The sequence below is a fragment of the Bacillus sp. ZY-1-1 genome (assembly GCF_003047165.1).
GTDB classification, from domain to species: domain Bacteria; phylum Bacillota; class Bacilli; order Bacillales; family Bacillaceae; genus Bacillus; species Bacillus velezensis.
This window is the reverse complement of sequence record NZ_CP027061.1, coordinates 21,810-44,710: the sequence shown is the minus strand read 5'-3', so window position 1 is coordinate 44,710 and position 22,901 is coordinate 21,810. Positions and strand designations below refer to the sequence as shown.

At 40.7% G+C, this 22,901-nt stretch carries 23 protein-coding genes and 3 pseudogenes; 11 read left to right on the top strand and 15 right to left on the bottom strand.

From position 1 onward, the window contains the following. Positions 1-6 precede the first annotated feature (6 nt). From C5I45_RS00255 to C5I45_RS00225, 7 genes are all read right to left on the bottom strand, one after another. Positions 7-516, bottom strand: coding sequence for a DinB family protein (locus C5I45_RS00255; protein ID WP_069449122.1), 510 nt, complete (start codon positions 514-516; stop codon positions 7-9). Positions 517-566: 50 nt separating this feature from the next. Further along, the gene (locus C5I45_RS00250; protein WP_024086037.1) at positions 567-1,784 is read right to left on the bottom strand and encodes an MFS transporter; all 1,218 of its coding nucleotides are present in this window, start codon (positions 1,782-1,784) and stop codon (positions 567-569) included. 260 nt (positions 1,785-2,044) lie between these two features. Then, positions 2,045-2,413: a DUF1304 domain-containing protein gene (locus C5I45_RS00245; protein ID WP_004393040.1), complete on the bottom strand. Its 369-nt coding sequence runs from the start codon at positions 2,411-2,413 to the stop codon at positions 2,045-2,047. 30 nt (positions 2,414-2,443) lie between these two features. Next, positions 2,444-3,082: a nitroreductase family protein gene (locus C5I45_RS00240; protein ID WP_004393039.1), complete on the bottom strand. Its 639-nt coding sequence runs from the start codon at positions 3,080-3,082 to the stop codon at positions 2,444-2,446. 13 nt (positions 3,083-3,095) lie between these two features. Further along, positions 3,096-3,530 (bottom strand): MarR family winged helix-turn-helix transcriptional regulator, encoded by a 435-nt coding sequence (locus C5I45_RS00235; protein ID WP_004393037.1) that lies wholly within the window; start codon positions 3,528-3,530, stop codon positions 3,096-3,098. Positions 3,531-3,667: 137 nt separating this feature from the next. Continuing rightward, positions 3,668-4,546, bottom strand: a complete 879-nt coding sequence (locus tag C5I45_RS00230) for a YitT family protein (protein ID WP_015387425.1) — start codon at positions 4,544-4,546, stop codon at positions 3,668-3,670. A gap of 182 nt (positions 4,547-4,728) precedes the next feature. Then, on the bottom strand, positions 4,729-5,181 hold the full coding sequence (locus tag C5I45_RS00225) for a MarR family winged helix-turn-helix transcriptional regulator (protein WP_014306189.1): 453 nt from the start codon (positions 5,179-5,181) through the stop codon (positions 4,729-4,731). A gap of 110 nt (positions 5,182-5,291) precedes the next feature. On the opposite strand from C5I45_RS00225, the pseudogene C5I45_RS00220 reads away from it, so the two are divergent. After that, positions 5,292-5,675, top strand: a pseudogene (locus tag C5I45_RS00220) (GNAT family N-acetyltransferase). Between the two features lie 133 nt (positions 5,676-5,808). Then, positions 5,809-6,675: a DUF1259 domain-containing protein gene (locus C5I45_RS00215; RefSeq protein WP_004393029.1), complete on the top strand. Its 867-nt coding sequence runs from the start codon at positions 5,809-5,811 to the stop codon at positions 6,673-6,675. Positions 6,676-6,853: 178 nt separating this feature from the next. Here C5I45_RS00215 and C5I45_RS00210 read toward each other — a convergent pair whose 3' ends face one another. Then, positions 6,854-7,255: a carboxymuconolactone decarboxylase family protein gene (locus C5I45_RS00210; protein ID WP_007615035.1), complete on the bottom strand. Its 402-nt coding sequence runs from the start codon at positions 7,253-7,255 to the stop codon at positions 6,854-6,856. Between the two features lie 116 nt (positions 7,256-7,371). After that, complete coding sequence (locus C5I45_RS00205; protein WP_024086038.1) at positions 7,372-8,268, bottom strand: LysR family transcriptional regulator; 897 nt, start codon at positions 8,266-8,268, stop codon at positions 7,372-7,374. A 118-nt stretch (positions 8,269-8,386) separates the two neighbouring features. On the opposite strand from C5I45_RS00205, the gene C5I45_RS00200 reads away from it, so the two are divergent. Both C5I45_RS00200 and C5I45_RS00190 read left to right on the top strand, forming a co-directional pair. After that, a complete protein-coding gene (locus C5I45_RS00200) occupies positions 8,387-9,172 on the top strand; it encodes a 3-hydroxybutyrate dehydrogenase (protein WP_015387420.1) in 786 nt (261 codons plus the stop codon). A 729-nt stretch (positions 9,173-9,901) separates the two neighbouring features. Continuing rightward, entirely contained in the window at positions 9,902-10,444 is a 543-nt protein-coding gene (locus C5I45_RS00190) for a hypothetical protein (RefSeq protein ID WP_025854048.1), read from the top strand. A 125-nt stretch (positions 10,445-10,569) separates the two neighbouring features. Here C5I45_RS00190 and C5I45_RS00185 read toward each other — a convergent pair whose 3' ends face one another. The 4 genes from C5I45_RS00185 to C5I45_RS00170 all read right to left on the bottom strand — a co-directional run bounded on the left by C5I45_RS00185 (position 10,570) and on the right by C5I45_RS00170 (position 14,700). After that, the gene (locus tag C5I45_RS00185) at positions 10,570-11,028 is read right to left on the bottom strand and encodes a hypothetical protein (protein WP_032859511.1); all 459 of its coding nucleotides are present in this window, start codon (positions 11,026-11,028) and stop codon (positions 10,570-10,572) included. A 75-nt stretch (positions 11,029-11,103) separates the two neighbouring features. Next, complete coding sequence (locus C5I45_RS00180) at positions 11,104-11,889, bottom strand: SAR2788 family putative toxin (protein WP_079004968.1); 786 nt, start codon at positions 11,887-11,889, stop codon at positions 11,104-11,106. Positions 11,890-11,903: 14 nt separating this feature from the next. Then, the gene (locus C5I45_RS00175) at positions 11,904-12,713 is read right to left on the bottom strand and encodes a S8 family peptidase (RefSeq protein WP_234415021.1); all 810 of its coding nucleotides are present in this window, start codon (positions 12,711-12,713) and stop codon (positions 11,904-11,906) included. Positions 12,714-13,251: 538 nt separating this feature from the next. Then, positions 13,252-14,700 (bottom strand): aminotransferase-like domain-containing protein, encoded by a 1,449-nt coding sequence (locus C5I45_RS00170; protein WP_107994153.1) that lies wholly within the window; start codon positions 14,698-14,700, stop codon positions 13,252-13,254. Positions 14,701-14,828: 128 nt separating this feature from the next. Here C5I45_RS00170 and C5I45_RS00165 point away from each other — a divergent pair, with 128 nt between their 5' ends. From C5I45_RS00165 to C5I45_RS00140, 6 genes and pseudogenes are all read left to right on the top strand, one after another. Continuing rightward, on the top strand, positions 14,829-15,740 hold the full coding sequence (locus C5I45_RS00165) for a DMT family transporter (RefSeq protein WP_107994152.1): 912 nt from the start codon (positions 14,829-14,831) through the stop codon (positions 15,738-15,740). 149 nt (positions 15,741-15,889) lie between these two features. Further along, positions 15,890-16,047: pseudogene (locus C5I45_RS00160) on the top strand (DUF255 domain-containing protein); the annotation flags it as partial. Between the two features lie 161 nt (positions 16,048-16,208). Continuing rightward, on the top strand, positions 16,209-17,021 hold the full coding sequence (locus tag C5I45_RS00155; protein WP_014306200.1) for a MerR family transcriptional regulator: 813 nt from the start codon (positions 16,209-16,211) through the stop codon (positions 17,019-17,021). A 68-nt stretch (positions 17,022-17,089) separates the two neighbouring features. Further along, positions 17,090-17,779 (top strand): DUF554 domain-containing protein, encoded by a 690-nt coding sequence (locus C5I45_RS00150; protein ID WP_014306201.1) that lies wholly within the window; start codon positions 17,090-17,092, stop codon positions 17,777-17,779. 146 nt (positions 17,780-17,925) lie between these two features. Continuing rightward, a pseudogene (locus tag C5I45_RS20040) lies at positions 17,926-18,081 on the top strand (DUF255 domain-containing protein); the annotation flags it as partial. Positions 18,082-18,116: 35 nt separating this feature from the next. Next, positions 18,117-20,006, top strand: a complete 1,890-nt coding sequence (locus C5I45_RS00140; protein ID WP_107994151.1) for a thioredoxin domain-containing protein — start codon at positions 18,117-18,119, stop codon at positions 20,004-20,006. Here the strand turns inward: C5I45_RS00140 and C5I45_RS00135 are convergent. Further along, positions 20,003-20,899 (bottom strand): CPBP family intramembrane glutamic endopeptidase, encoded by an 897-nt coding sequence (locus tag C5I45_RS00135; protein ID WP_107994150.1) that lies wholly within the window; start codon positions 20,897-20,899, stop codon positions 20,003-20,005. The genes C5I45_RS00140 and C5I45_RS00135 overlap by 4 nt on opposite strands. A 214-nt stretch (positions 20,900-21,113) precedes the next feature. Between C5I45_RS00135 and C5I45_RS00130 the strand changes: the two genes are divergently transcribed. Next, a complete protein-coding gene (locus C5I45_RS00130) occupies positions 21,114-22,445 on the top strand; it encodes an MFS transporter (protein ID WP_107994149.1) in 1,332 nt (443 codons plus the stop codon). A gap of 31 nt (positions 22,446-22,476) precedes the next feature. Here the strand turns inward: C5I45_RS00130 and C5I45_RS00125 are convergent, their stop codons facing one another. Then, positions 22,477-22,857 carry a VOC family protein gene (locus tag C5I45_RS00125; RefSeq protein ID WP_004392999.1) on the bottom strand — a complete coding sequence of 127 codons (381 nt, stop codon included), beginning with the start codon at positions 22,855-22,857 and terminating at the stop codon, positions 22,477-22,479. Positions 22,858-22,901: the final 44 nt, after the last annotated feature.

Here is a 22,901-nt window from a genome sequence, read left to right as displayed (position 1 = left end):
TCTTGTTTACTTTTTGTTTATATATAAATAAATACCGTAATCCGTCGGCACAGAAGCATACCCCATCTGTCTGAGCATGGCTGTTATATTCCCGCGGTGATACGTTCCGTGGTTCACAACATGGAGGATCATATCGGCCGCTGCGGTATTCATGATGTCACCTGACGGATGCTCTATTTCAAGGGGGAGACTGATATTTTCCTCCTTTTGCAAAAATAGTCGATATCGGTCTGATAATTCCAAAAATAGATCTTCCAGCTCTTCTATCTCTTTAGACAAGATGTCCTCTTTTTGCTGTTCAGCTGATTTCAGCGTATCCTCCAGACGCTCTCCGGAGAACACATCAAACCACCCCTTATCCGACAGATACACATGAGTCAATACACCGGCTATCGACGGAAAGACACTTTGAATCTCCTTACGGTACACATCCTCCGGAAGCTCTTTAAGCCGGGTGAATATTTGCTGATTTGCCCAAAGATGATAATCATACAATTGCAGTGCCAGATGTCCCACATTACCCTCTCCTCTCTCGATATAGAACGTACGTTCCTAATTATACTACACTACATGCCGCTCTGTACCATTTTCTTCATTCGCAGCTGAGAAAATCCGATAAAAGCCGAAATTAATAAGAGAAGGCCTGCGCCAATATAAATAAACCGCACGCCGAATACATCCGAGATAATCCCCGTTCCGATAATGGAAAACATAAAAATGAACTGAACTAAAGCTGATCTCGCCGCTAATATATTGACCCGTGTCTTTTCGGTCGTGATATTTTGAAGTAATGTTTCCTGCGTGAGATCTCGTAATACACAAGCCGGCCCCATACACAGCACCAGAAAAAGAGCCGTAACGGCGCTTGTGATCAGCCCGTAAATAAACGTGAACATTCCATATGCCAAGGCTCCCGTCAGCATAAGCGGAATGAGATGATGCTGAAGCTTACCGGATAACTTATAGATGATCAGTCCGCCGATCATCGTCCCTGCATAATAGACTCCGTTGACATACCCCCACCAAGCCTCTCCTTTATGAAGGACGTCATGCACATAAGTTAAGGACACAGACCCGATCCATATCATGCCTGCCCACGATTCGATCACATCCATCACAATGAGAACCTTGAGCTGTTTTTGCTGAAATAAATACACCCAGCCGCTTGCCGCATCTGCAAAAAGGGAACGTTCCCTGACTGCTGCCGGCGCACACATGCGTACTTGAAGAAACAGAATGATGCCCAACACCGAAGAAACCAATAACATGACAGTGACGATCATTGTATCGCTCTCTCCCAGGAACGCTATGATGACGCCGCCCAGAGACCACCCCGCAAACTGAACGGTCTGATCCGCCGCCGATAATAAACTGTTCGCTTTCGCCCTTCGATCAGGAGGAATGATTTCCCCAATCAGCGCGCTTTTTATCGGAGCAAACCATCCGTTGCAAAAAGAAATGCCTCCGATCAGACAAAACAGCAGAAAAAAGAATGCGGATGAACCGGTTTGGATGACAAAAAACAAACAGACTAACAGTGTGATCTGTATCAATTGAGAACTGATTAACAAAGAACGAAGCGTGAACCGACCGGTGACCAGCGGCAAAACGGCGCTGCCCAATACGCGGCATACAATGCTGACGAGCGTCATAAGAGAGGCCATCGCCGTCGAACCGGTTTTTGTAAACAAAAACAAGATGACGGCCATCGTATAAAGTGAAAACCCCAAGTTGATAGCGGTCTGGCTGTATAAAATAGCGTAATACGCTCTCTTCATATTCATCCTCTGCAACCCCACTCCCTGATTATGTAAATCATACCATATTTGCCGATCAGCTTTTTTTAAAAAAACAGATTGACATGGAGTCCACTCCATCTATTAGGCTTTATTAGCAGATAGAAGACTTTCAGCAAATAACAATTAAGAAGGGGTGACAGCTGATTTGACATCCCCAATCTATAGTGATGTATATAAGAAATGATTTTCAAAACAGAATAAAAAAAGAGGGCTTCCTTTCCGGAAACCCTCACTCACTCCGTCTGCTACGCCAATAAAAGAAAAATAAGCGCTAAAACAGCCGGAAGTCCTTGTTTTACGATAATTGATTTGTTTGAAGTAAAGCCTCCGAAAATGGCCGCGATGACCACACAGATGACGAAAAACATTTGAATCATATGGCCAATCGGATCAGCTCCGAGGATCAGTCCCCAAATGAGGCCGGCAGCCAGAAATCCATTATACAGACCTTGATTTGCAAACATGACCGCCACATTCCGATCACCTTCTAAATGCTTCGGCAATTTGAAAGACCGCTTGGCAGCCTTCGAATTGATAAAAAACATTTCAAGTATCATGATAAATATATGTTCTAAAGCTACAATTCCGACGAAAACAGCCGCAATTATGTCCACTGTCCCTCTCCTCTCAGCTTCACTTCAACCTTATTTCCATTGTGCGATTGTTTCGATAGGAAGACGGTAGGAAGCATATCCTTCGTCTGCCGCTTTTCCAATTGATAACAGCATGACCGGTACATAACGCTCTTTATCCATTCCGAAAACCTCGGCAATCTTTTCTTTATCATAGCCGCCGATCGGGTTTGTATCATAGCCGTGCGCACGTGCCGTAAGCATCAGCTGCATGGAAACAAGACCTCCGTCGATCAGAATCGTTTCACGGTTCACTTGCTCCGGCAGTTTTTCAAAATGCGCCGTCAACGCAGCGATTTGTCTGTCTTTTACTTCCTGCGGCATGTAGCCCAGTTCGACCGCTTTTGAATAAATTTCTTCTAAATAGTCATCACTGTTCATATCTGCGAAAACCGCGATCACCGCAGATGATGTGCTGACCTGTGTTTGGTTAAAGCTGGCAAGCGGCGCGAGTTTTTCTTTTCCTTCAGGGCTGTCAATGACGAGGAAACGCCATGGCTGCGCGTTAACTGAAGACGGCGCTGTCGTTGCTTCTTCCAATATTTGAGTCATTTCTTCTTTGCTGATTTTAACAGCCGGATCGTAATTCCGAATGGAACGGCGGCCTTTCATAATGTCCATAAAATCGTTTGTTTTCAGTTCTGTTTTCATGTGTAATACACTCCTATGCTTTCATATTTTCTATATTATTCTGCATCTGCGACAATACGTTTTTTAACATACTGCGTTCTTCCTCGCTGACACCGGCAAGCATTTCCTTTATGAAACGCTCCTTCTCCTTTTTGGAAGCCTCAATTCTCTCCCGCCCCTGATCAGTAAGCCGGACAAGTATAATTCGGTTGTCCTCGGGCTTCCGCCTTCTTGTGACCATTTCTTTGGCTTCAAGCTGTTTCAAGTGTCTTGTCACAGCTGCGCCGTCAATATTCACCTTTTTCTGAAGATCGCTTTGGCTGATCTCATCGACGTAAAAAAGCACGGCGAGAAGCTCAAGGCGGGATTGGCTGATTCCGGTGCACGCTTCAAACTTCGTGCCGATCACTTTGTGCAGTGATTGGAGCTGATACAAAATCTCGCCTTCCTCTGAACAACATGCTGTCAAAACCCATCCCTACTTTCTTTTGCGCAATTAATTGACTAGTCAATGTTTGATATATCAATAATATACATCCGTTATTCTTTTTTTGCAAGTGTTTTCTCCTTTTTTAAAAAAAGCTGCCGGTGAACGGCAGCTCCTTCTTAATGATTATGGATTTTTCTGAAATTACTGCCTTTTACTTCAGCGACATCATATACCGTCACAAAGGCTTGATTATCAATGTCATTAATAATTTCCTTCAGTTTGGTTTCTTCCAAACGGTTGATGACACATGTGATTTCTTTGAATTTTTCATGAGAAAAACCGCCGTATGCTTCTTTATACGTAGCGCTTCGGCCCAATTCTTCACGAATGGTCTCTACCATTAATGCAGGCTCATTGGTGATAATCTGAAATGTTTTAGAACCGCTTAAGCCTTCCTCAACCACATGGATCACCTTGGATGCGATGTAGTAAGCAATGACGGAAAGCAATGCGCCTTGCAGCCCGAATACAAAAGAAACAAAAATAAACACAAACATGTTTAAAAATAAAATGAGATCGCTCGTGCCAAACGGCAATTTCCGTGACAGAAGCACAGCCAGCATATCAATTCCATCTAAGGCGCCGCCGTTGCGCAATGCCAATCCCATTCCCAAGCCGAGAATAATCCCGCCGACAACGGTGATTAACAGGGTATCTCCCTCAATGATAGCCGGCGTGTGGTGGAAAAAACTCGTGCCCGCGGCAAGTGAGACAATACCGATAATTGATAGAAACGCAAAACCTTTCCCGATTTGCTTATATCCTAACCAGACAAACGGTATATTAATCACCGCAATCAAGATCCCAAGAGGCAAATGAAAGAGCTGTGAACCGACAATGCTGAGCCCGGTTACACCGCCGTCAGATACACTATTCGGAATCAGTACGGTTTCCAGTCCATACGCGGCAATAATTCCGCCGATGATGACCATGATGGCCCGTACGATTGATTTGGCTCTGAATTTCTTACGTCTTTGTTTTTCGATTGTACTCATATCATTCCCCGCTTCAATTATTTTGTCTTATTTAAATATACCATAATTGATACTTTTCGTTAAAAATAAGCCTATCGGCTAGTTGAAGCAGGAACCGAGGAAGGAGATTTCACAGATAACGTATCCATTTATGACTTTAATCATTCACAACGCAATCATTCAGTAAAAGGAATTATCATCCATTAATAGTCTCTTTTGTTTCCCTTCTTCACATATTCCCAATCATGCTCTATATTTTTTCTCACCCGCTGAAGAAGGCTGAAAATGGTTTCTTTTTCCTCAGACGTAAAGCCGGACAGGGCTACTTCCGCAGAGTGCTCTCCTTCTCTTTGCAATAACGGATAAACCTTTCTCCCTTTTTCGGTCGGGAAAAGTTTTTTTATTTTTTTATTTTGATCATCAGGACGCTTTTCAACAAATCCTTGTATTTCCAGTTTTTTGATCGCTCTCGCCGCTGTTGTTCGATCAACTTTAATCATTTCCGCCAGTTTTTCCTGTATCACTCCCGGGTTTTCACATATACGCACAAGATAGAGATACTGCCCTTTTGTTAAGTCTAATTCTTTAAATTCAATATTGCTGATGGAATCCAATGCCCGTGCGATCATGCCGATTTCACGCAAAATATCAGTCATATCTTTTCAAACCCTTCATGTTTTTGTTGCACTTGCAATATAAATGTTTTGTCGTTACTTCTATAAGACCACAAGCAAGCGGTGCAGTCCAGACTAATATGTGAAAAGGGTTGGTTGATCATGAGGATACAACAGAAATTGATTTACAAGCAGCGCTTGAGATTAGAAAAGCAGTATTCATTGAGGAACAGCAAGTACCTGAATCCGATGAATTTGATCAGTTCGATGCGCTTGAGGAACAGTGCGGGCATGTCTTGGTTTATCATGAAAATCAGCCTGCCGGCACAGGACGCGTCCGCATCGTAAACCAAACAGGCAAGCTCGAACGAATCTGCATCCTGAAACCTTACCGTAAATACGGGTTGGGCAAAGTAATCATAAGCGAATGAGAAAACATGGTAAAAGAAAAAGGCATCACCCAATGTAAACTGAATGGACAAACACATGCGGAAGGCTTTTATCACATCTTAAATAGTCCGATTAAAATCTATTAATAATTAACAGTTGAAGAGATGGTGAAAAAAGCTGATTCTCTCTATTATGGACTCCTGCCGCGTTACATTTTTTCTATCTTCACATATCTTTACTATTAAGTACGTTTAAATTGATTTCAGGAGGAGATATGAAGTGGAAGAAACGAGTATGGAGCCATCACGACTCTGCAAAGAATTTGCAAGAATTCTCAATTCAACGCCCAGTGTCGTAAATGGCGTATGTACGGCGACAAGATTTCGAAGCAACATTCACCCGGTGGTACTCGGAAGAAGAGCCGAGGCATTTCCTTTTATTCCTCAGGCCTTTTCATTTGAGAGCATGGACTCGGAAGGCAGAGCCTTATGTTTAGGTGAGACTGTTTTACTGCAAGAAGAAGTGAACCCATTAATGAGTGAACTGCGCAAATTCGGTATCATCGTAACTGCCGTTCATAACCATTGGCTGTTTGATAAACCGCGTCTGATGTTTATGCATTTTGAATCAATTGACAAACCTCTCAATTTTGCAAGAAAAGTAAGAGAGGCCCTAAGAGTTCTGACTGCTAAAACTGTGCGTGCGGTACCAAAAACTGACGGGGAAATGATTGAACGGCATGGTCTTTGTGACGAATTCAACGATATTCTGGGCGGAACCATGCATACGTTTGAAAATGGAATTTGTACAGTAATGAGATCACGAACGAATATAAAACCGGTTGTACTGGGACGGCCCGGAAGATCATTTTTGCTCATTCCGCAAATGTTTTCATTTGAATCAATGACAAAAGACGGCCGTGCTCTTTGCAGCGGAGAAACTGTAATTCTGCAAAAAGAAATCAATCCATTTATCAGCGCTCTTCGGAAACATGATCTGATTGTAACGTCTCTACACAATCACTGGCTGTTTGACAAACCGAGACTGATGTATATTCATTTCGAAGCGATTGATAAACCTGTCAACTTCGCCTTAAAAGTAAGAAATGCTTTAAAAGTGCTTACTGATAAAGAGGTCGAAGGTTAGCATGTTTCTAAGTATCAAAAAGCGATTCATATAATCGCTTTTACATATGATCAGCCGAAAACAAAAAAGAGGTCAGACATTTGTGTTAAAAAACAGCCTTATAGGCTGTCGTTTTGTGTATATTCTATTGATGAGTTTATACTACTTCATCCCGCATTCCATACAAGCTCTTTATTTCTCAATGGCTTTCTACATGCCGCTGTGCAAACACCTTCTTAGCCACTGAAAGAGCATTAAGTACACGCGGGAAGCCTGTATAAGGAACCAATTGGGTGATACTCTCTACAATCTCAGTCGGTGTTAATCCGGATGTAAGCCCTGTATTGATATGAAGTTCAAGCTGCGGCTCGGTTCCTTGCGTTACAAGGGATGAAATGGTAACAAGCGCACGTTGTTGATTGGTTAATCCCGGTCGTGAATATATATCTCCGTAAGCAAATTCTATAATGTACTTACTTACATCTGGAGCGATATCTTTCAAGTCTTCAGAAATCTTTAAATGCGTAGAAATTTTATCATCGCTTGTTAAAGTGTACTCCATTAATTTGTCTAAACCTTGCTGGTAACGGCTTTGATCCATTTGAAATTCCTCCTGAAAGGTACTTATTTCCTGACATAAGATAATATATCGCAGCCCTCTCTAACCGTAAAATACATAAAAACTATAAAAACCATTCATTTTTTTCATGAGTGATCTTAGTCTACGTAATTACTCTTACAAAAAGATGAAATATACCGGATAAATTCGCGTACTGCGTGTGAAACGTATTTTCCTTTTTTTAAAATAATCGCCACTTTCCAAGGAATGGATGGGTTAACAATGGAGATTGCCTTAACTAAACTTTGATCAGTCTTTTTCACTATCGACTGAGGGAAAATGGAAATACCTAGTTCTTCTCCAATCATTTCGCTGATAAAATCCCATTGAGAACTTTCATAAACAATATTTGGACGAAAACCGGCTCTAATACACTCCTGAATAATCCGATCGTGAAGAGAAAAGTCTTCACTAAACAGGATGAAAGGTTCATTTTTCAAGTCTTGCATTTCCACAATCTCTTTATGAACAAGCGGGTGAGCGGAATGAACGAAGAGCATCAGTTCTTCATTAAGCAATGGAATGATATCAAACTGCTCTTTGTCCACTGGTTCAATAACCACGCCAAGATCCAGTACTCCATCTTCAACCTCCTGTTTCACCTTGTTTCCTCCATGTTCTATCAGCTTGATGTTCACATCAGGATACAATTGTTTAAACCCTCTAATGATTTTAGGAAAAAACAAGACACCGATCAGCGGCGGTATTCCAATTTTCACTTTTCCTTTTTTTAAATGCAAAAGATCGTATAAGTTCGTCGACAAATCATCTAATGACTTCATAATCATTTGGCCTTGCTCAAATACAATTTCGCCCGCATCTGTCAAAGCGATTTGTCTAGCGGATCGATCAATGAGCTCAACCTTTAATTCCTCTTCCAAACTTTTAACCATCTTACTTAAGGCAGGCTGTGACAAATGCAGATTTTCTGATGCCTTAGTAAAACTGTTGGATTTAGCAACTTCAAGAAAGTATGTGATTTGGCGTATATCCATCGTATGATCTCCATTCCATAAGTTTAACGAATACATTATATTCTTTTTATTCATTTTACTTATACAATTGCCGGGTGTAAACTTTTAGGAGACCAAAATGTTTCCTGGAGGGGTTACTATGAGTAAATTATTAGAAAGTAAAGTTGCTCTTGTTACAGGCGCGGCTAGCGGAATTGGTTTAGAAATTGCACGTGAATTCGCTAAAGAAGGCGCAAAAGTGGTAATTTCCGATTTGAACGAAAAAGCCGTGCATCATGCAGCTGAGGAACTTAAGGGACAAGGATATGAAGTCCTGCCTGCGGTTTGTGATGTAACAAACGAAGAACAAGTTGAAAAAAGTTTCTCTAAGACACTTGAAACCTTTGGGCGATTGGATATTCTGGTAAACAATGCGGGGATTCAGCATGTGTCCGATATAGAAAACTTCCCGACTGATAAATTTGAATTTATGCTGAAATTAATGCTTACTGCTCCTTTTGGTGCGACAAAAAGAGCGTTCCCTTTGATGAAAAAACAAAAATTTGGCCGCATCATCAATATGGCTTCCATAAATGGTTTAATTGGTTTTGCAGGGAAAGCAGCTTATTGCAGCGCTAAACACGGTTTGATCGGTTTAACTAAAGTATCAGCATTAGAAGGGGCGGAATACGGAATTACTGTCAATGCCTTGTGTCCGGGATATATCGACACTCCATTGGTACAAAACCAGTTACAAGATATTGCAGAGACTAGAGGCATTTCTATAGAAAAGGTGTTTGAAGAAGTCATTTACCCCTTGGTTCCTCAAAAACGTTTGTTAGCCGTGCAAGAAATCGCTGATTACGCAGTATTCCTCGCCAGTGACAAAGCTAAAGGAGTTACAGGGCAGGCCGTCGTAATGGATGGCGGCTATACAGCCCAATAATCTAAATTTCATCTGCAGGAGTAATAGTGCTTTGGATTAAATGATTTACTCTTCAAGAACCAAGCCGATGGTTTTTTAGGAAAGACATAGCTATACAGATTGAAGTTTGATATATATTTGGTATATTAACTTAAGAAAAGCCGCCCTGTTGGCGGCTTTTTTATCCTGCATCCTGTAATGTGAAAATGTTAAAAAGCAACGGAATAGTTGTTGTCTTGCAGAATGCGAAGAAGCTGTTGGGGCTTTCACAAAGTATGTGGGTGAAGCTGCAGATAAGTGTGTAAGATTCCCCTCTCCCCATAATGCGCCCGCACTTTTTAGAATTAATACTATTCTGCTTCAATTTATCTTCAATTGTTGGTATTCTGGCAACGAAATCTTCATAACGCTGAAATTGGTCAAACGGTATACTTAATTTTCCGGATACATATATAATCAACTTGAAAGAACATTAGAAATAGTCGAAGAAAAATCTGCAGCTGTAAAAATACCATCTAAATGGACATTGATGGAGTATGCGTCAACAATATAACAATTAAATTAAATTAATTCGGTTCCTCTTTCCCTAAGGAGCCTAAAAATCAGTCACATCATCCATCTTCAGCCTTCAAACATTATCAAGCCTTGATGAGGCAAGAAACACGGGGTATCATAGACACACAAAAAAGATCTCATTATCCAAAGTCAGATTGAGTATTTTTAGTTGTATAAGATAAAGGAGGAAATAGATTGACTTTACATCATTTTATTGGGGCGGATAAAGAACTTCCTATTGGTGAGTATGGCAGTAATCCTACACTTAAGCCCATTTCTGAACTAAAAATAAAAGGAGATGTCAACAAACGCTCTCAATTTAAAAACAATCGAAAGAACAGTGAAAATTCACTTGTAAAGGTTTATGACACAGAAGAAGATGCATACGGAATTGATATTGTTCATTTAGATCCTGGATATGAAGCAGTCAGAAACAAATTCACACATCCTTATATATATGAATTACAAGGGTACTTACATGCCAACAATACACCTGGCCAACGTAAATCTATTAAATCACTTTTTCTTTTCATTGAAAAACACTTGTCAAAAGGTGAATCAATTGAAATATATTCCTGCTTAGATGGATATGAAGATGAAGATAAAGATGAAAGCATGGGTGTAGTTATCAATTTAAATACTTTACAATTTGGAAAACATATAAAGTTTAAAGATATAAATCACCTTAGTCATATATTCTATTTGGAAGATAAACAATATGTATTAGTCAAGAAATAAACAAGAAAAATCCCAACTTGAGTAATGTTGGTTTAATAAGTAAGGAAACCATTCTATACGGTTTCCTTACTTATATATATTATTCACTAAAATCATTCAATTTTTTTATAAAAAATTGAATGATTTTAATCCCATCTTTCAAAATGCACTTTTAATCCTGGTATACTCAATATTCTTTGTATTTCTTTATCATCTTCAGTATCGATATAACTTTCTTCTTCATGAGAGCATGTTACCAACCACTCCTTTCCATCTTTAAAAAAAGACAAGTCTTCTGGTAAATGTGGCTGCTCCCAAGAATATAAAGAATTTGCGGATTCTTTCAGAATGTTTTTTGCGTTTTCATCTGTATAATAGTAATAAACTTTTGCTTTTTGATTGTCTCCTAGAATGGTACTGGCCCATTCTGATTGCTCTTTCATTACTTTTAACGAACTTTCAAGTTTTTTTAACAGAGGATCGAATGATTTTAAAGATCCCATATCTTTTCTTAAAACTAAATGAAATTCGTCGCAAATCTCGAAAGCCAAATCAATTAACTCTGAATACAGCTGATCCTTTGGGTTGTGATCAATAATTAACATAGTTACCTCCTTCTCCTATTATAATTTCCTATCTTTTAATTACTTTAAAGTTAGGTGTTTATAAATTAATCTAAATTATCTTGCTGCCCCATAGAAAGCATGAGCTTTCATACGGACACCTTTTCCATGTTTATACCTAGAGATCGAGTGATAATGATAATGTTTACCTTTACCCTTTTTATCTATCTCCGGACCAACAATTTTTTTAATCGGACTTGCGGCTTTAGCAATAGATTTGGCATTGTTCTTCGACGTAGACCAAGTGTCATCACCCCTTTTAAGGCGTGCAATTGCAGCAGGTCTTTTCAAACCATTACCGATAAATAATCCTTTAGACTTTCTTACTGCCATATAATGAGAATAGGTTCTTTTACGCTTCTTAAACTCAGAATAGGCAACATAAGTCACTCCTGAAATAGTCACAGCTAATCCAATTGAAATTAAATGCGCTAAAAGTGCCTCTCCAATAACTATTCCTATAGGTATAAACCAAACAAAAGAAGCTGTTACCTCATCTGAATTAATCTCATACTTTTTATTTGTTTCCGTATCAGTAAAAGTTGCTTCTATCTTCTCATTTGTAGCATTTTCAATATCAACTTTATATTCTTTACCTTTTTCTCCAGTCTTCTGAGAAGTTTCATCGGTTATTAATGAAAGTTTCATATTTTCTTTATCTAAAGTCATTAAACCTTTAACTCCGCCTTTTTCTGCTGTGATTACTAATTTCTCTTCATCATTTGTTACAATTTGGTAATACCTATTGTTTATAGCCTCAGCTTTTGATTCATTATGTAAAATAAAAGTAAAAGTTAATATTAGACTTAAAAAAACAGCAATACTCTTTTTAAAACATTTCATTGAAATTAGCCCCTTTACTTAAAAGATAAAAATCCTTTTCCATAAATTTCATCTCTCCCTTTCTTTCCAAGATCGATGGACAATTTGGACAATACACGGTTAACTTGATTATAAATATCCTCTTTTGAATCAATTCCGAATTTATCTCTATTTTGTAAAATTAATGATATTACTCCGGTAACATGTGCAGCTGCTAAAGATGTACCACTTTCAGTTTTATATCCATTATTGAGGGATAGTATCGGTATATCTACACCAGGTGCAGAAAAGTCAATCTTTCCTTTAGGTGAAAAGTTAGCTAGTTTATTATTTCTATCTACAGCATTAATAGAGAGAACTTTTTCATAAGCTGCTGGATAATCAACATCCCCGCCATAATTGTTACCTGCGGCTGCAACGATTATGATCCCACTGTTTACTGCTTTATCAATTGCACCTCTTAACAACGGTTTATCTTTGGTTAATCCAAAACTCAAATTTATTACCTGAATATTATTATCAATACACCACTCTATACCTTTAACAAGGGTATCTAGCGAACCTTTTCCTTCTGAATTTAGTACTTTAACTGAATATATCTCAGTGTCTGGAGCAATTCCAACTAATCCAAAGCTATTATCTTTAGCTGCTATAATGCCTGCAATAGCAGTTCCATGCCCCACATCATCATCTGAGGTTAAAGTCATGTTTATTGGATTAAATTCCCCTTTAATTTTCCCTTTTAAATCTTTATGCTCTTTATCAATACCACTGTCTAATATAGCAACTTTCACTTTCTGTTTCTCTCTTAAAGTCCATATTGAAGCAGCATTGATTTTTTTCACTCCCCATGGTACTTCTTGTACACGGTTATGATTAATTTTTTCTGTTTCATTTCTCTCTATATGCTTAAAAATGAATAAAAAGCACGCAAAAAAAACCTAATGTAAAAATTAATATAAATAATAAAATATGAGGTTTTTTAATTGCTAACACCACTTTTTGAAGATTTGTAAATATTCTCATCCTTGGCCAAGAATAACAAACCTATTATATCAATCTGCAATTAAAAATCAAAGTTTTTCAGGAAATATTTCATTAATAAATTACGGTTATAAAGTAGTGTAATTCTTAGTTCTTAGTCATCATAAAATTGACCTTCAAATGCATATTTAAAACAAATCTCAATAAAGACCGGTATATTAACTTAAATAATTTTGAAGACTTCTGCTAGTGACGGTTTTAAAGATAATCTCTCTCTTACAGCTCTTTGAATATCAAGTTCTCCTAAGTATTTTTTAACCAGCACCCCAACCGTAGTCAGCGAACAATCCGCGTGTCATTGGTGTCATGTCTCTTTCTATTAAAGTAATTATGATAAATTTATCTGCTTGCCAATTCCTTAATCATCAAACCCAATTCATAAATTCCCTTTTGAAGGTCTTCAAGAGATGCATAAGCATATGATAAGCGAATATAACTCCCTTTTTCCTCAGCATAGATCCTGCCGAGATTGAGCAGAATCCCTTTTGATAAGGCTTTGGTATAAAGTAATTTCATGGATATGGAAGGCAATATTTTTACCCAGACAAAGAATCCTCCCTTTGGGATATTCCATGTCGCTACATCTTTCAAATGAGTTTCTAAAACACTCAAGGCCAATTCTCTTCTCACCTTTAATTGACTTCTCACCTGTTCTAGATGCTGCTGGTATTCACCGGATATAAACCACTCTGCCGCTACTCTCTGGGATAACGAACTGGAGCCGTAATCTGTTTGCATTTTTATGTCGGATAAACGTTCAATCACTGGTTCCGGCCCGACGATCCAGCCAATCCTCAAGCCCGGACTTAATGTTTTCGATAAACTGCCTATGTAAAGCACATGCCCATTTTTATCTATTGTTTTAATAGGATCCGGGGGAATCTCATCTATCCATAACTCACGATAAATGTCATCTTCAATAATGGGAAGCTGTGTATTCTCACTTGCCGCAAGGATTTCTTCTCGTCTCTTTTTTGACATTAAAATACCTGTCGGGTTTTGAAAACAAGGATTTGTATATAATATAGCCCTCCCCCGTTCCCCCCTTGCCATGCGGATATGTTCCGGCAAAAGTCCATCATGATCCATAGGAACTCCAGTCAGCTTCATACCGGCTGATTGAAAGACGTGTAATGAATAAAGATAGGAAGGCTGATCGAGAAATACGGTCGATCCTCTTTGTAAAAGCCCCATTGATATAAGCTGTAAGGCTTGCAGCGCTCCAGAAACAATAAGAATGGAAGAAGGAGAAGCTTGAATGCCGATTGTTCTTAAATAGCCGCTTAATGCCTCTCTCAAAGGCAAATATCCTTTTGGTTCCTCATATCCGAATGCCTCTATGTTTTGAGATACCTTTCCCATGATCTCTTTCATAACAGCTAAAGGAAAAATCTCATGTGAAAGTTCTCCTTTACTGAGCTGTATAAGATCAGAATTTGATTCTGATTTATTGATCTCTTGAACAATTTTTTGGCTTGGCTGCTGGATTCCGGAGGTTACATACTGATCCCAATCGGGAGCGGAATTCTTAGCCAAAAGTGTCCATGTATTGTTCGTAACAACTGTCCCTTTGCCCATTCTGCCTTCGATTAATCCATCCGCCGTCAATTCCTCTAAAGCTGTAATGACTGTGCTCCTGTTCACCTCAAAGTGTTTGGCAAGCGTGCGCTGGCTTGGAATCTTACTTCCGATCGGCCATTCTCCATTTCCTATTTTCTCTTTTATAAATTGAATGATTTGTATGTACTTAGGAAGCTTTCTCATCTTTTTTTCTTCTGGAGCGCTCATAAAAAGGATCCCCCTTAAAGTGGTTGGGTCAAAATCTATTTAACTGGTTGAAGTCATCTCCTCAAATCTTTATTAATATAGAAACACATTAAATAACTGGTTGGTTTTTGTAAAGAGGAGTGAGAAAGATGAGAAAGAAAACAGTTCGAATCGGCATATCTTACAGTCTGATGATTGGGTTGTGGGCATCAGCTTTCCCGGGAATTCGCGCGGGTCTTGAGAGTTACACGCCGGAACACCTCGCTTTGTTTCGCTTGTTGATTGGGTCAATGGCATTGGTGGTTTTTGCTGTTTTGACTCATATGCGTTTACCTGACATGAAAGATATCCCTGTTATTTTCTCTTTAGGATTTTTAGGTTTTGCACTATATCACATTTTGCTGAATATCGGAGAAAAAACCGTCAGCGCAGGGGTAGCAAGCTTACTCGTGACCATGACACCTATTTTTTCTGCAATGTTATCTCGTCTGTTTTTTGGTGAACATTTTGGGCTTTATAAATGGATTGGCTCTATCATAAGTTTATTGGGTGTGTCGATCATTTCTTTCGGGGCAGGAAACTATACAAATTCAGTGAACGGCATTTTGTTAATCCTGCTGGCAGCTTTTTCGGAGAGTATTTATTTCGTTTTTCAAGCCCGCTATATAAAAAAATATGGTTTTATTCCATTTGTGACATTCACCATTTGGGGTGCAACATTGCCTATGCTGATGTTTCTTCCGGGATTATGGGGAGAAGTTGTTCACGCTTCAATGAACTCAACATTGTCTGTCGTTTACTTAGGCTTATTACCAACAGTTGTGCCTTACTTTGCACTTGCGTATGTCACTTCACTCGTCGGTGCTTCAGAAGCAGCCATTTCACTTTATTTAACACCAGCCATAACCTTGGTCATTTCTTGGGTGTGGTTAGGTGAAGTACCTGCGTTTATTTCTCTTCTGGGCGGCGCAGTTACAGTCGCCGGGGTGTGTTTCACTTATCTAACAGTAAATAAAATGATAAAGATTTTAAATCCTTATTTCTTATCTAAAAAGCAATAAAGTGGATGACATTTAACCCTGAAAATAGAGTCGTAAGCCGTTCTCCTTTTTAATGACTTGGGTTTGGATCACAAAGTTGAGTGTATGAATTTTTTTAGAGGATTGTGGTATGTTAAACATACAAATATGAATAGAAAGCAGGTGAGCCCATGCCAAACAATAGTAAACCCAACAGTTTAATCACGGAGAAGTCCCCCTATCTGCTCCAACACGCCCACAACCCCGTAAACTGGCACCCTTCGAAAAAGCGAAACGCTTAAACTTAAACAAGCCGGTTCTTGTCAGCATCGGCTATTCGACTTGTCACTGACGCCACGCAGATTACCATATAATCCTCTCCAATTCCCTCCATTAAAATTTTTCGATCCAGAGGGGATGCTTTATCTTTAAATTGCTGAATATTATAATGTTGATAAAACCATTTTTTACAGGTTTATTAAGACAAATGAAAGCAGAAGGATTATGATCATGAAGAATTTTTTCTCTATTGGAGAGGTATCCAGGTTATTTCACGTCAAAATATCCACTCTCAGATATTATGATGAGATCGGTCTTTTGAAACCTGCATACAAAGACAAGCAAAATAACTACAGATACTATTCCACAGAGCAGTTTGAGAGACTGGATACAATCAAATATTTGCGGGCTTTAGGCTTGCCAATAAACAAACTCCTAGATTTTTATAATTCCCACAATGCAGATACCTTAATTCAATTACTGAAAAACCAAAAAACCGAAATCGATCGTAAAAAAAGGGAATTAGAGCTTATTGAAAAAAAGATCACCCGCCGTTTAAACAAAATAGAAGATGCCGTTAATAAACCGTTAGACAAAATTACAAAAATCAAACTTCCGGAGTTGCGTGTCGCTTATTTACAGCATGAGTATATTCTAGGTCATGATATTGAACACTCTCTAACAGAATTGAGAAATGATCTTACTATTAAAGAAGACATATTTTTAGGAAAGATTGGATTATCGATTTCAGTGTCAAACCTAAAAGCGCATAAGTTTGATCGTTACTCCAGTATTTTTATGATCTTAGAAGACGAGCATAATTTGCCCCCATCAGTAATCACCTTACCATCAAATGAATATTTACAAATCAGGTTTAAGGGGTCGCATAAAGAGGCCAAACAATATTATAAAAAGTTACTGACATATATGAAAAAGCATCATCTGGAGTTAGCGGCCGACTCCATTGAGATAACGTTAATTGATTATGGTGTTACTAATAATCCGGATCATTATGTGACCGAAATCATGCTGCCCATTAAATAATCCCTTGACTCTCTAGTTACTGGAGAGTTTATTTTTTTAAAAGCACACTTTATTGGGGGAGAAAGCACATGATTGGAACAATTTTTAACACATTTATGATCTTCGCAGGATGTTTACTCGGAGGGCTATTCAAGAAAGGAATGAAAGGTGAATATCAAGATATTCTTATGCAAGCGATGGGGTTTGTTGCAGTTGGATTAGGAATAAACGCCATTACACAGCATTTATCGGATAGTAAATACCCTATTCTTTTTATTGTAAGTTTAGCTGTTGGCGGACTACTTGGACAGTTTGTAAATTTGGAACTTAGATTCAACCATCTAGTCAGCAAGTTCTCTAAAAATAACTTAGCTGAAGGCTTATCAACTGCAATCTTATTGTTTTGCATGGGATCATTGTCGATATTAGGGCCTATTGAATCCGCGATCCATGGTGATTCCACTTATCTTCTTACAAACGGTATGTTGGATGGCATCACTTCTATTGTTCTCGCATCAGCGTTTGGCTTTGGAATAGCCTTATCTGCTGTTGTGTTATTTGCCTGGCAAGGCTCACTCTATTTATTTGCAAAAGTAATGGAGAGTGCATTAAGTGCAGACATGATTAATGAAATAACAATTGTGGGCGGAATACTGATACTAAGCTCGGGGTTAAGCATTTTGGGAATTAAAAAATGTAAAACCTTAAATCTTCTGCCATCACTTATCATTCCGCCTGTTGTTATCTTTGTTATGAAAGCTTTTGGATTAGGCGCATAGCTCTATATCAGTTGTCAGGCACCTTGTCCATTCTGTCAACTACAGACTAGTTTTCTTTAGACAGAAACAAATAAAGAATAGACTGCACATCTTTATGGTACAGTAAAGATATATCAACGGTAATACGAACGAAAGAAGGTGATCCCATGCCAAATAAAAAAGTACCCAATAGATTAATCGACGAGAAGTCACCGTACTTACTCCAACATGCTTATAATCCCGTGGATTGGTATCCTTGGTGCGATGAAGCATTTGAAAAAGCGAAACGAGAGAATAAACCTGTTCTCTTATCTATTGGGTACGGGTAGCTTAGCGAACTTGCCACTGGTGTCACGTAATGGCTCACGAGTCCTTTGAGGACGAAGAGATCGCCGGTATGTTAAACGATAAATTCATAGCCATCAAGGTTGATCGTGAGGAGCGCCCTGATGTGGATTCCGTGTATATGAGAATCTGCCAGCTGATGACGGGGCAGGGCGGGTGGCCGCTGAACGTGTTCGTCACACCAGATCAGAAGCCATTTTATGCGGGGACGTATTTTCCGAAGACGAGCAAATTTAACCGTCCGGGCTTTATCGATGTGCTTGAACATCTGTCCGAAACGTTTGCGAATGACCGGCAGCATGTCGAGGATATCGCCGAAAACGCCGCCGCTCATCTTGAAGTCAAGATTCACCCGGCTGAGGGCATGCTTGGCGAACAGGCGGTTCATGACACGTATCGCCAGCTGGCCGGCGGGTTTGATACGGTGTACGGCGGGTTCGGCCAGGCTCCGAAATTTCCGATGCCGCATATGCTCATGTTTCTGCTTCGCTACTACAGCTATACGGGCAAGGAACAGGCTTTGGCCGGCGTAACCAAGACACTCGACGGCATGGCGAACGGCGGAATTTTTGACCATATCGGATTTGGCTTTGCCCGCTACTCGACTGATAATGAATGGCTCGTGCCGCATTTTGAGAAAATGCTGTATGACAACGCCCTTCTCCTGACTGCATATACGGAAGCCTATCAAGTCACAGGTAATGAGCGCTACAAACAGATTGCGATGCAGATCGTAACGTTTATTCAGCGGGAAATGATGCATGAAGACGGCAGCTTTTTCTCAGCTTTAGACGCTGATACCGAAGGCCGTGAGGGGAAATATTACATATGGTCCAAAAAAGAAATCATGAATCTTCTCGGTGATGAACTCGGCCCGCTTTATTGCAAGGTGTATAACATCACAGATCAAGGCAATTTTGAAGGCGAAAACATCCCGCACCTCATTTTCACGCGGCGTGAGGCTATCCTCGAAGAGACCGGCCTCACCGAACGTGAGCTGGCCGAACGTCTTGAAGAGGCAAGAACAAAATTGCTGGAGGCCCGTGAAAACAGAAGCTATCCGCATACAGATGACAAAGTGCTGACCTCATGGAACGCGCTCATGATTGCCGGGCTGGCAAAAGCCGCAAAGGTATTTCACGAGCCTGACTATCTCAGCATGGCGGAAACAGCCATCCGCTTTCTCGAACGGCACCTCATGCCGGACGGGCGCGTCATGGTCCGCTATCGCGAGGGCGAAGTGAAAAACAAAGGGTTTATCGATGATTACGCTTTTCTCATCTGGGCTTATCTTGAACTGTATGAAGCGGGTTTTCATCCGTCTTATCTGCAGAAAGCGAAAACGTTATGTACAAGCATGCTGGAGCTGTTCTGGGATGAACGGCACGGGGGTTTCTTCTTTACGGGGAATGATGCTGAGACCCTTCTTGTCAGGGAAAAAGAGGTTTATGACGGGGCCGTGCCTTCCGGAAACAGCGCGGCTGCCGTACAGCTGCTTCGTCTCGGCCGCCTGACGGGTGATGTATCACTGATTGAAAAAGCCGAAGCGATGTTTTCCGTGTTCAAACGGGAAATAGAGGCCTATCCGAGCAGCAGCGCTTTCTTCATGCAAAGCGTACTGGCACACACAATGCCCCAAAAAGAAATCGTTGTGTTCGGAAGGAAAGATGACCCGGACAGAAAACGTTTCATTGAGGCGCTTCAGGAGCATTTCACTCCCGCCTATACGATTCTCGCCGCAGAACATCCGGATGAGCTTGATGGCATTTCTGACTTTGCCGCGGGTTATCAAATGATCGACGGAAAGACAACAGTCTACATTTGTGAGAATTTCGCCTGCCGGAGGCCGACGACGGATATTGATGAAGCGATGAACACCTTACAAATCAGCAGCAGAGCCTAGGCGGCCTGCTGCTTTTCTTTTTTCACAAAACGGAACGCGAGCCATGCGAAGATGATATTGATCACCAGAGTCGATATGCAATCGTATATTTCATAGCCCCCGGCTGCTGTTGTAAATACCGACGGAATGCCGCCGTACACCGAATGATCCTCTGTGAGAAAGATAAATAAAAACATATTATTGGCAGCGTGACCGCCAAGGGACATCTCCAGACTGCCTGTTTTAACCGTGATAAAGGTCCAGATCATGCCGATGGTGACATATCCGATTCCCGCCCATAGAGCCCCATTATCCATCTCCGGATTTCCGAAATGAAGTGCGCCGAATAATCCGCCGATAATGACCGTCAGAACCACCGCGTTTGCCGTCAATTTTCCGGCGAACTGTAGCAGAAAACCGCGAAAGAGAAATTCCTCCGCAGAGGTTTGAATCGGAACCAACAAGACGGCTGCCGCTAACAGCAGCAGAAAACGTGAAGCATGGAATTCCTGAAGCGTGAAACGATCCGGATGAATTAAAAAATCAATCAGCCCCGCGACAAACATCAGCACAACATATGTGCCGAATCCAAAGAAAATTCTCTTCCAGTTCAGCGACTGATTCGGTGTAATGATGGATAAAAAACGCCGCTTCATAATGAAACGAACCGCTATCCATATGCCCGGAATCGCTATGAAATAGACGATATGCTGTAAATAAATATCCGCCAGCGGGTCACTTAATGCCGCCTCATCCCAATTTATCGTCAGTGAAGGATTGAAAGCAGACGTGAGAAACATATAAAACACGGTCAGTATGCTTCCGAAAAAGAACAAACCCACAATGACCAACAGAGAAAGAAGATATCTCGATACACTATTTCTTCCCTCTGCGGGCCGTACAAACGTATTCATATTTATGCATCAACTTCCTTTCCTTCAACATTTTACAATATAAACAGAAACTGATATAGGAAATGTTATATATTTTAAGAAGAAAGCGCTATGCCGTTTCCTTTGGCTCTGGTTATTTACACTCTGTTTTTGCCAAAAAAAGACCTTTATAATGTATTCGTCAGATAAATTTACAGTATTTTCTGATTACAACTGCTAAGTCAGGGGGTTTTTTATGAAACATCAGACATTCTCAAATGTAGCGAACCGATTAGACCGTCTCCCCATTTCGCTTGTGCACTATCAAGTATTAACCGCTCTCGGAATCATCTATTTTTTCGATCTAGCTGACCTGTTTACGCTCAGCAACGTGGCTCCGGCGCTGATTGAGCATTGGGGCGTGAAGCTGTCCGTCATTGCCGACATCACGGCCGCATCCTTCCTGGGCATGTTTTTAGGCGCCTCCATCGGCGGAAGGCTGTCCGATCGGATCGGCAGGAAAAAAGCGCTGAATTGTTTTGTCCTTGTCTTTTCGATCTCATCTTTTCTGAATGCGCTGGCATGGGACATTCCGTCCTTAATGATTTTCCGCTTCTTGACCGGGCTCGGCGTCGCGGCCGCCATGATTGTGACGAACAGCTATTTGGCGGAATTTTTTCCATCCTCCGTACGGGGAAAATACATCTCCTTTTGCGCCATGATCGGACTAATCGGCGTTCCCGTCACAAACGTTGTTTCCGCTTTTGTCATTCCTTTAGGCTCATGGGGGTGGCGGCTCGTATTCGTATGGGGGGCGGCCGGTCTCATTTATTTCTTTTTTATCCGCCGGCTTGAGGAATCGCCGCGATGGCACGAAAATCGGGGCGCATATGATCAGGCAAACGCCATTATGAACCGTCTTGAAGCACGTATAGAGAAAGAAAAAGGCCCGCTTCCCGCGCCAAAAGAGGCGGCAGAAGTACATACAGTGAAGCACGCAGGCTACTTAGGGCTGTTTCAGGGCAGGAATTTAAAGATCACCATCATCCTGTCAGCGGTATGGATTCTTGAAACCTTTGGCTTTTACGGCTTTGCTTCATGGGTGCCCAGCCTGCTGAAAAGCAACGGCATCACCATGGAAAAAACGCTGTGGTACAATGTGCTTCACTCTGTCGGCGCACCGCTTGGCGCATTGCTCGGTTCCATGATATCCGAGACGTTCCAAAGAAAATGGATTCTGGCCGCAAGCGCTTTTCTGACTGCCATTGCCGGACTGTTATACGGCATGACGTTTATTCCCGTCATGATTATTGTGTTTGGATTTGTCGTCAATGTCACGGAACGGGTTTTCACCTCAAACTTATACGCATATACATCGGAGCCGTATCCTACGGAATATCGCTCGGCCGGGAGCGGGCTGGCGTACGGGCTCGGCCGTTTTTCCAATATATTCGGATCCCTGCTCGTCGGATTTATTGCCGTTAAGCTCGGCTACATCAGCGTCTTTTTGTTCATCGGCGGCTGCTGGCTTCTATGTTCCGTTTTGTTAATTCTATTCGGTCCGAAAACTAATGCTCAGCAAATTTAATCAATAAAACAGTGCGGGTTCCCCCGCACTGTTACACTGTGATTTCTATCAAATTGCCTTCCCCATCCTCTATCACGCTCTCATAATATCCGTCACCCGTCACGCGCGGGCCGCTTACAACCTGAAATCCGTCATTTTTAAACGTCTCCGTCAATTCATTCACCCGCTCCTTGCTGCCTGTAGAAAATGCGAGATGCGCCCATCCGGTCATATTCTGTGACGGAGCTTCATCAATGCCGCCTTTTTTCATAAGTTCCAGCCTGCATCCGGAGTCAAACGAAAGAAAGTACGATTTGAAATCTTTTTTCTCATTATGATAAAGGTCATTGGCCTTGGCGCCGAAGTATTTCTCATAAAATTCTTTCATCCGTTCTAAATCTTTCACCCATATGGCCGCATGTTCAATTCGCATATGTCCGCCTCCTTTTTTTCTCAATCTAGTTATAAAGCATGAAA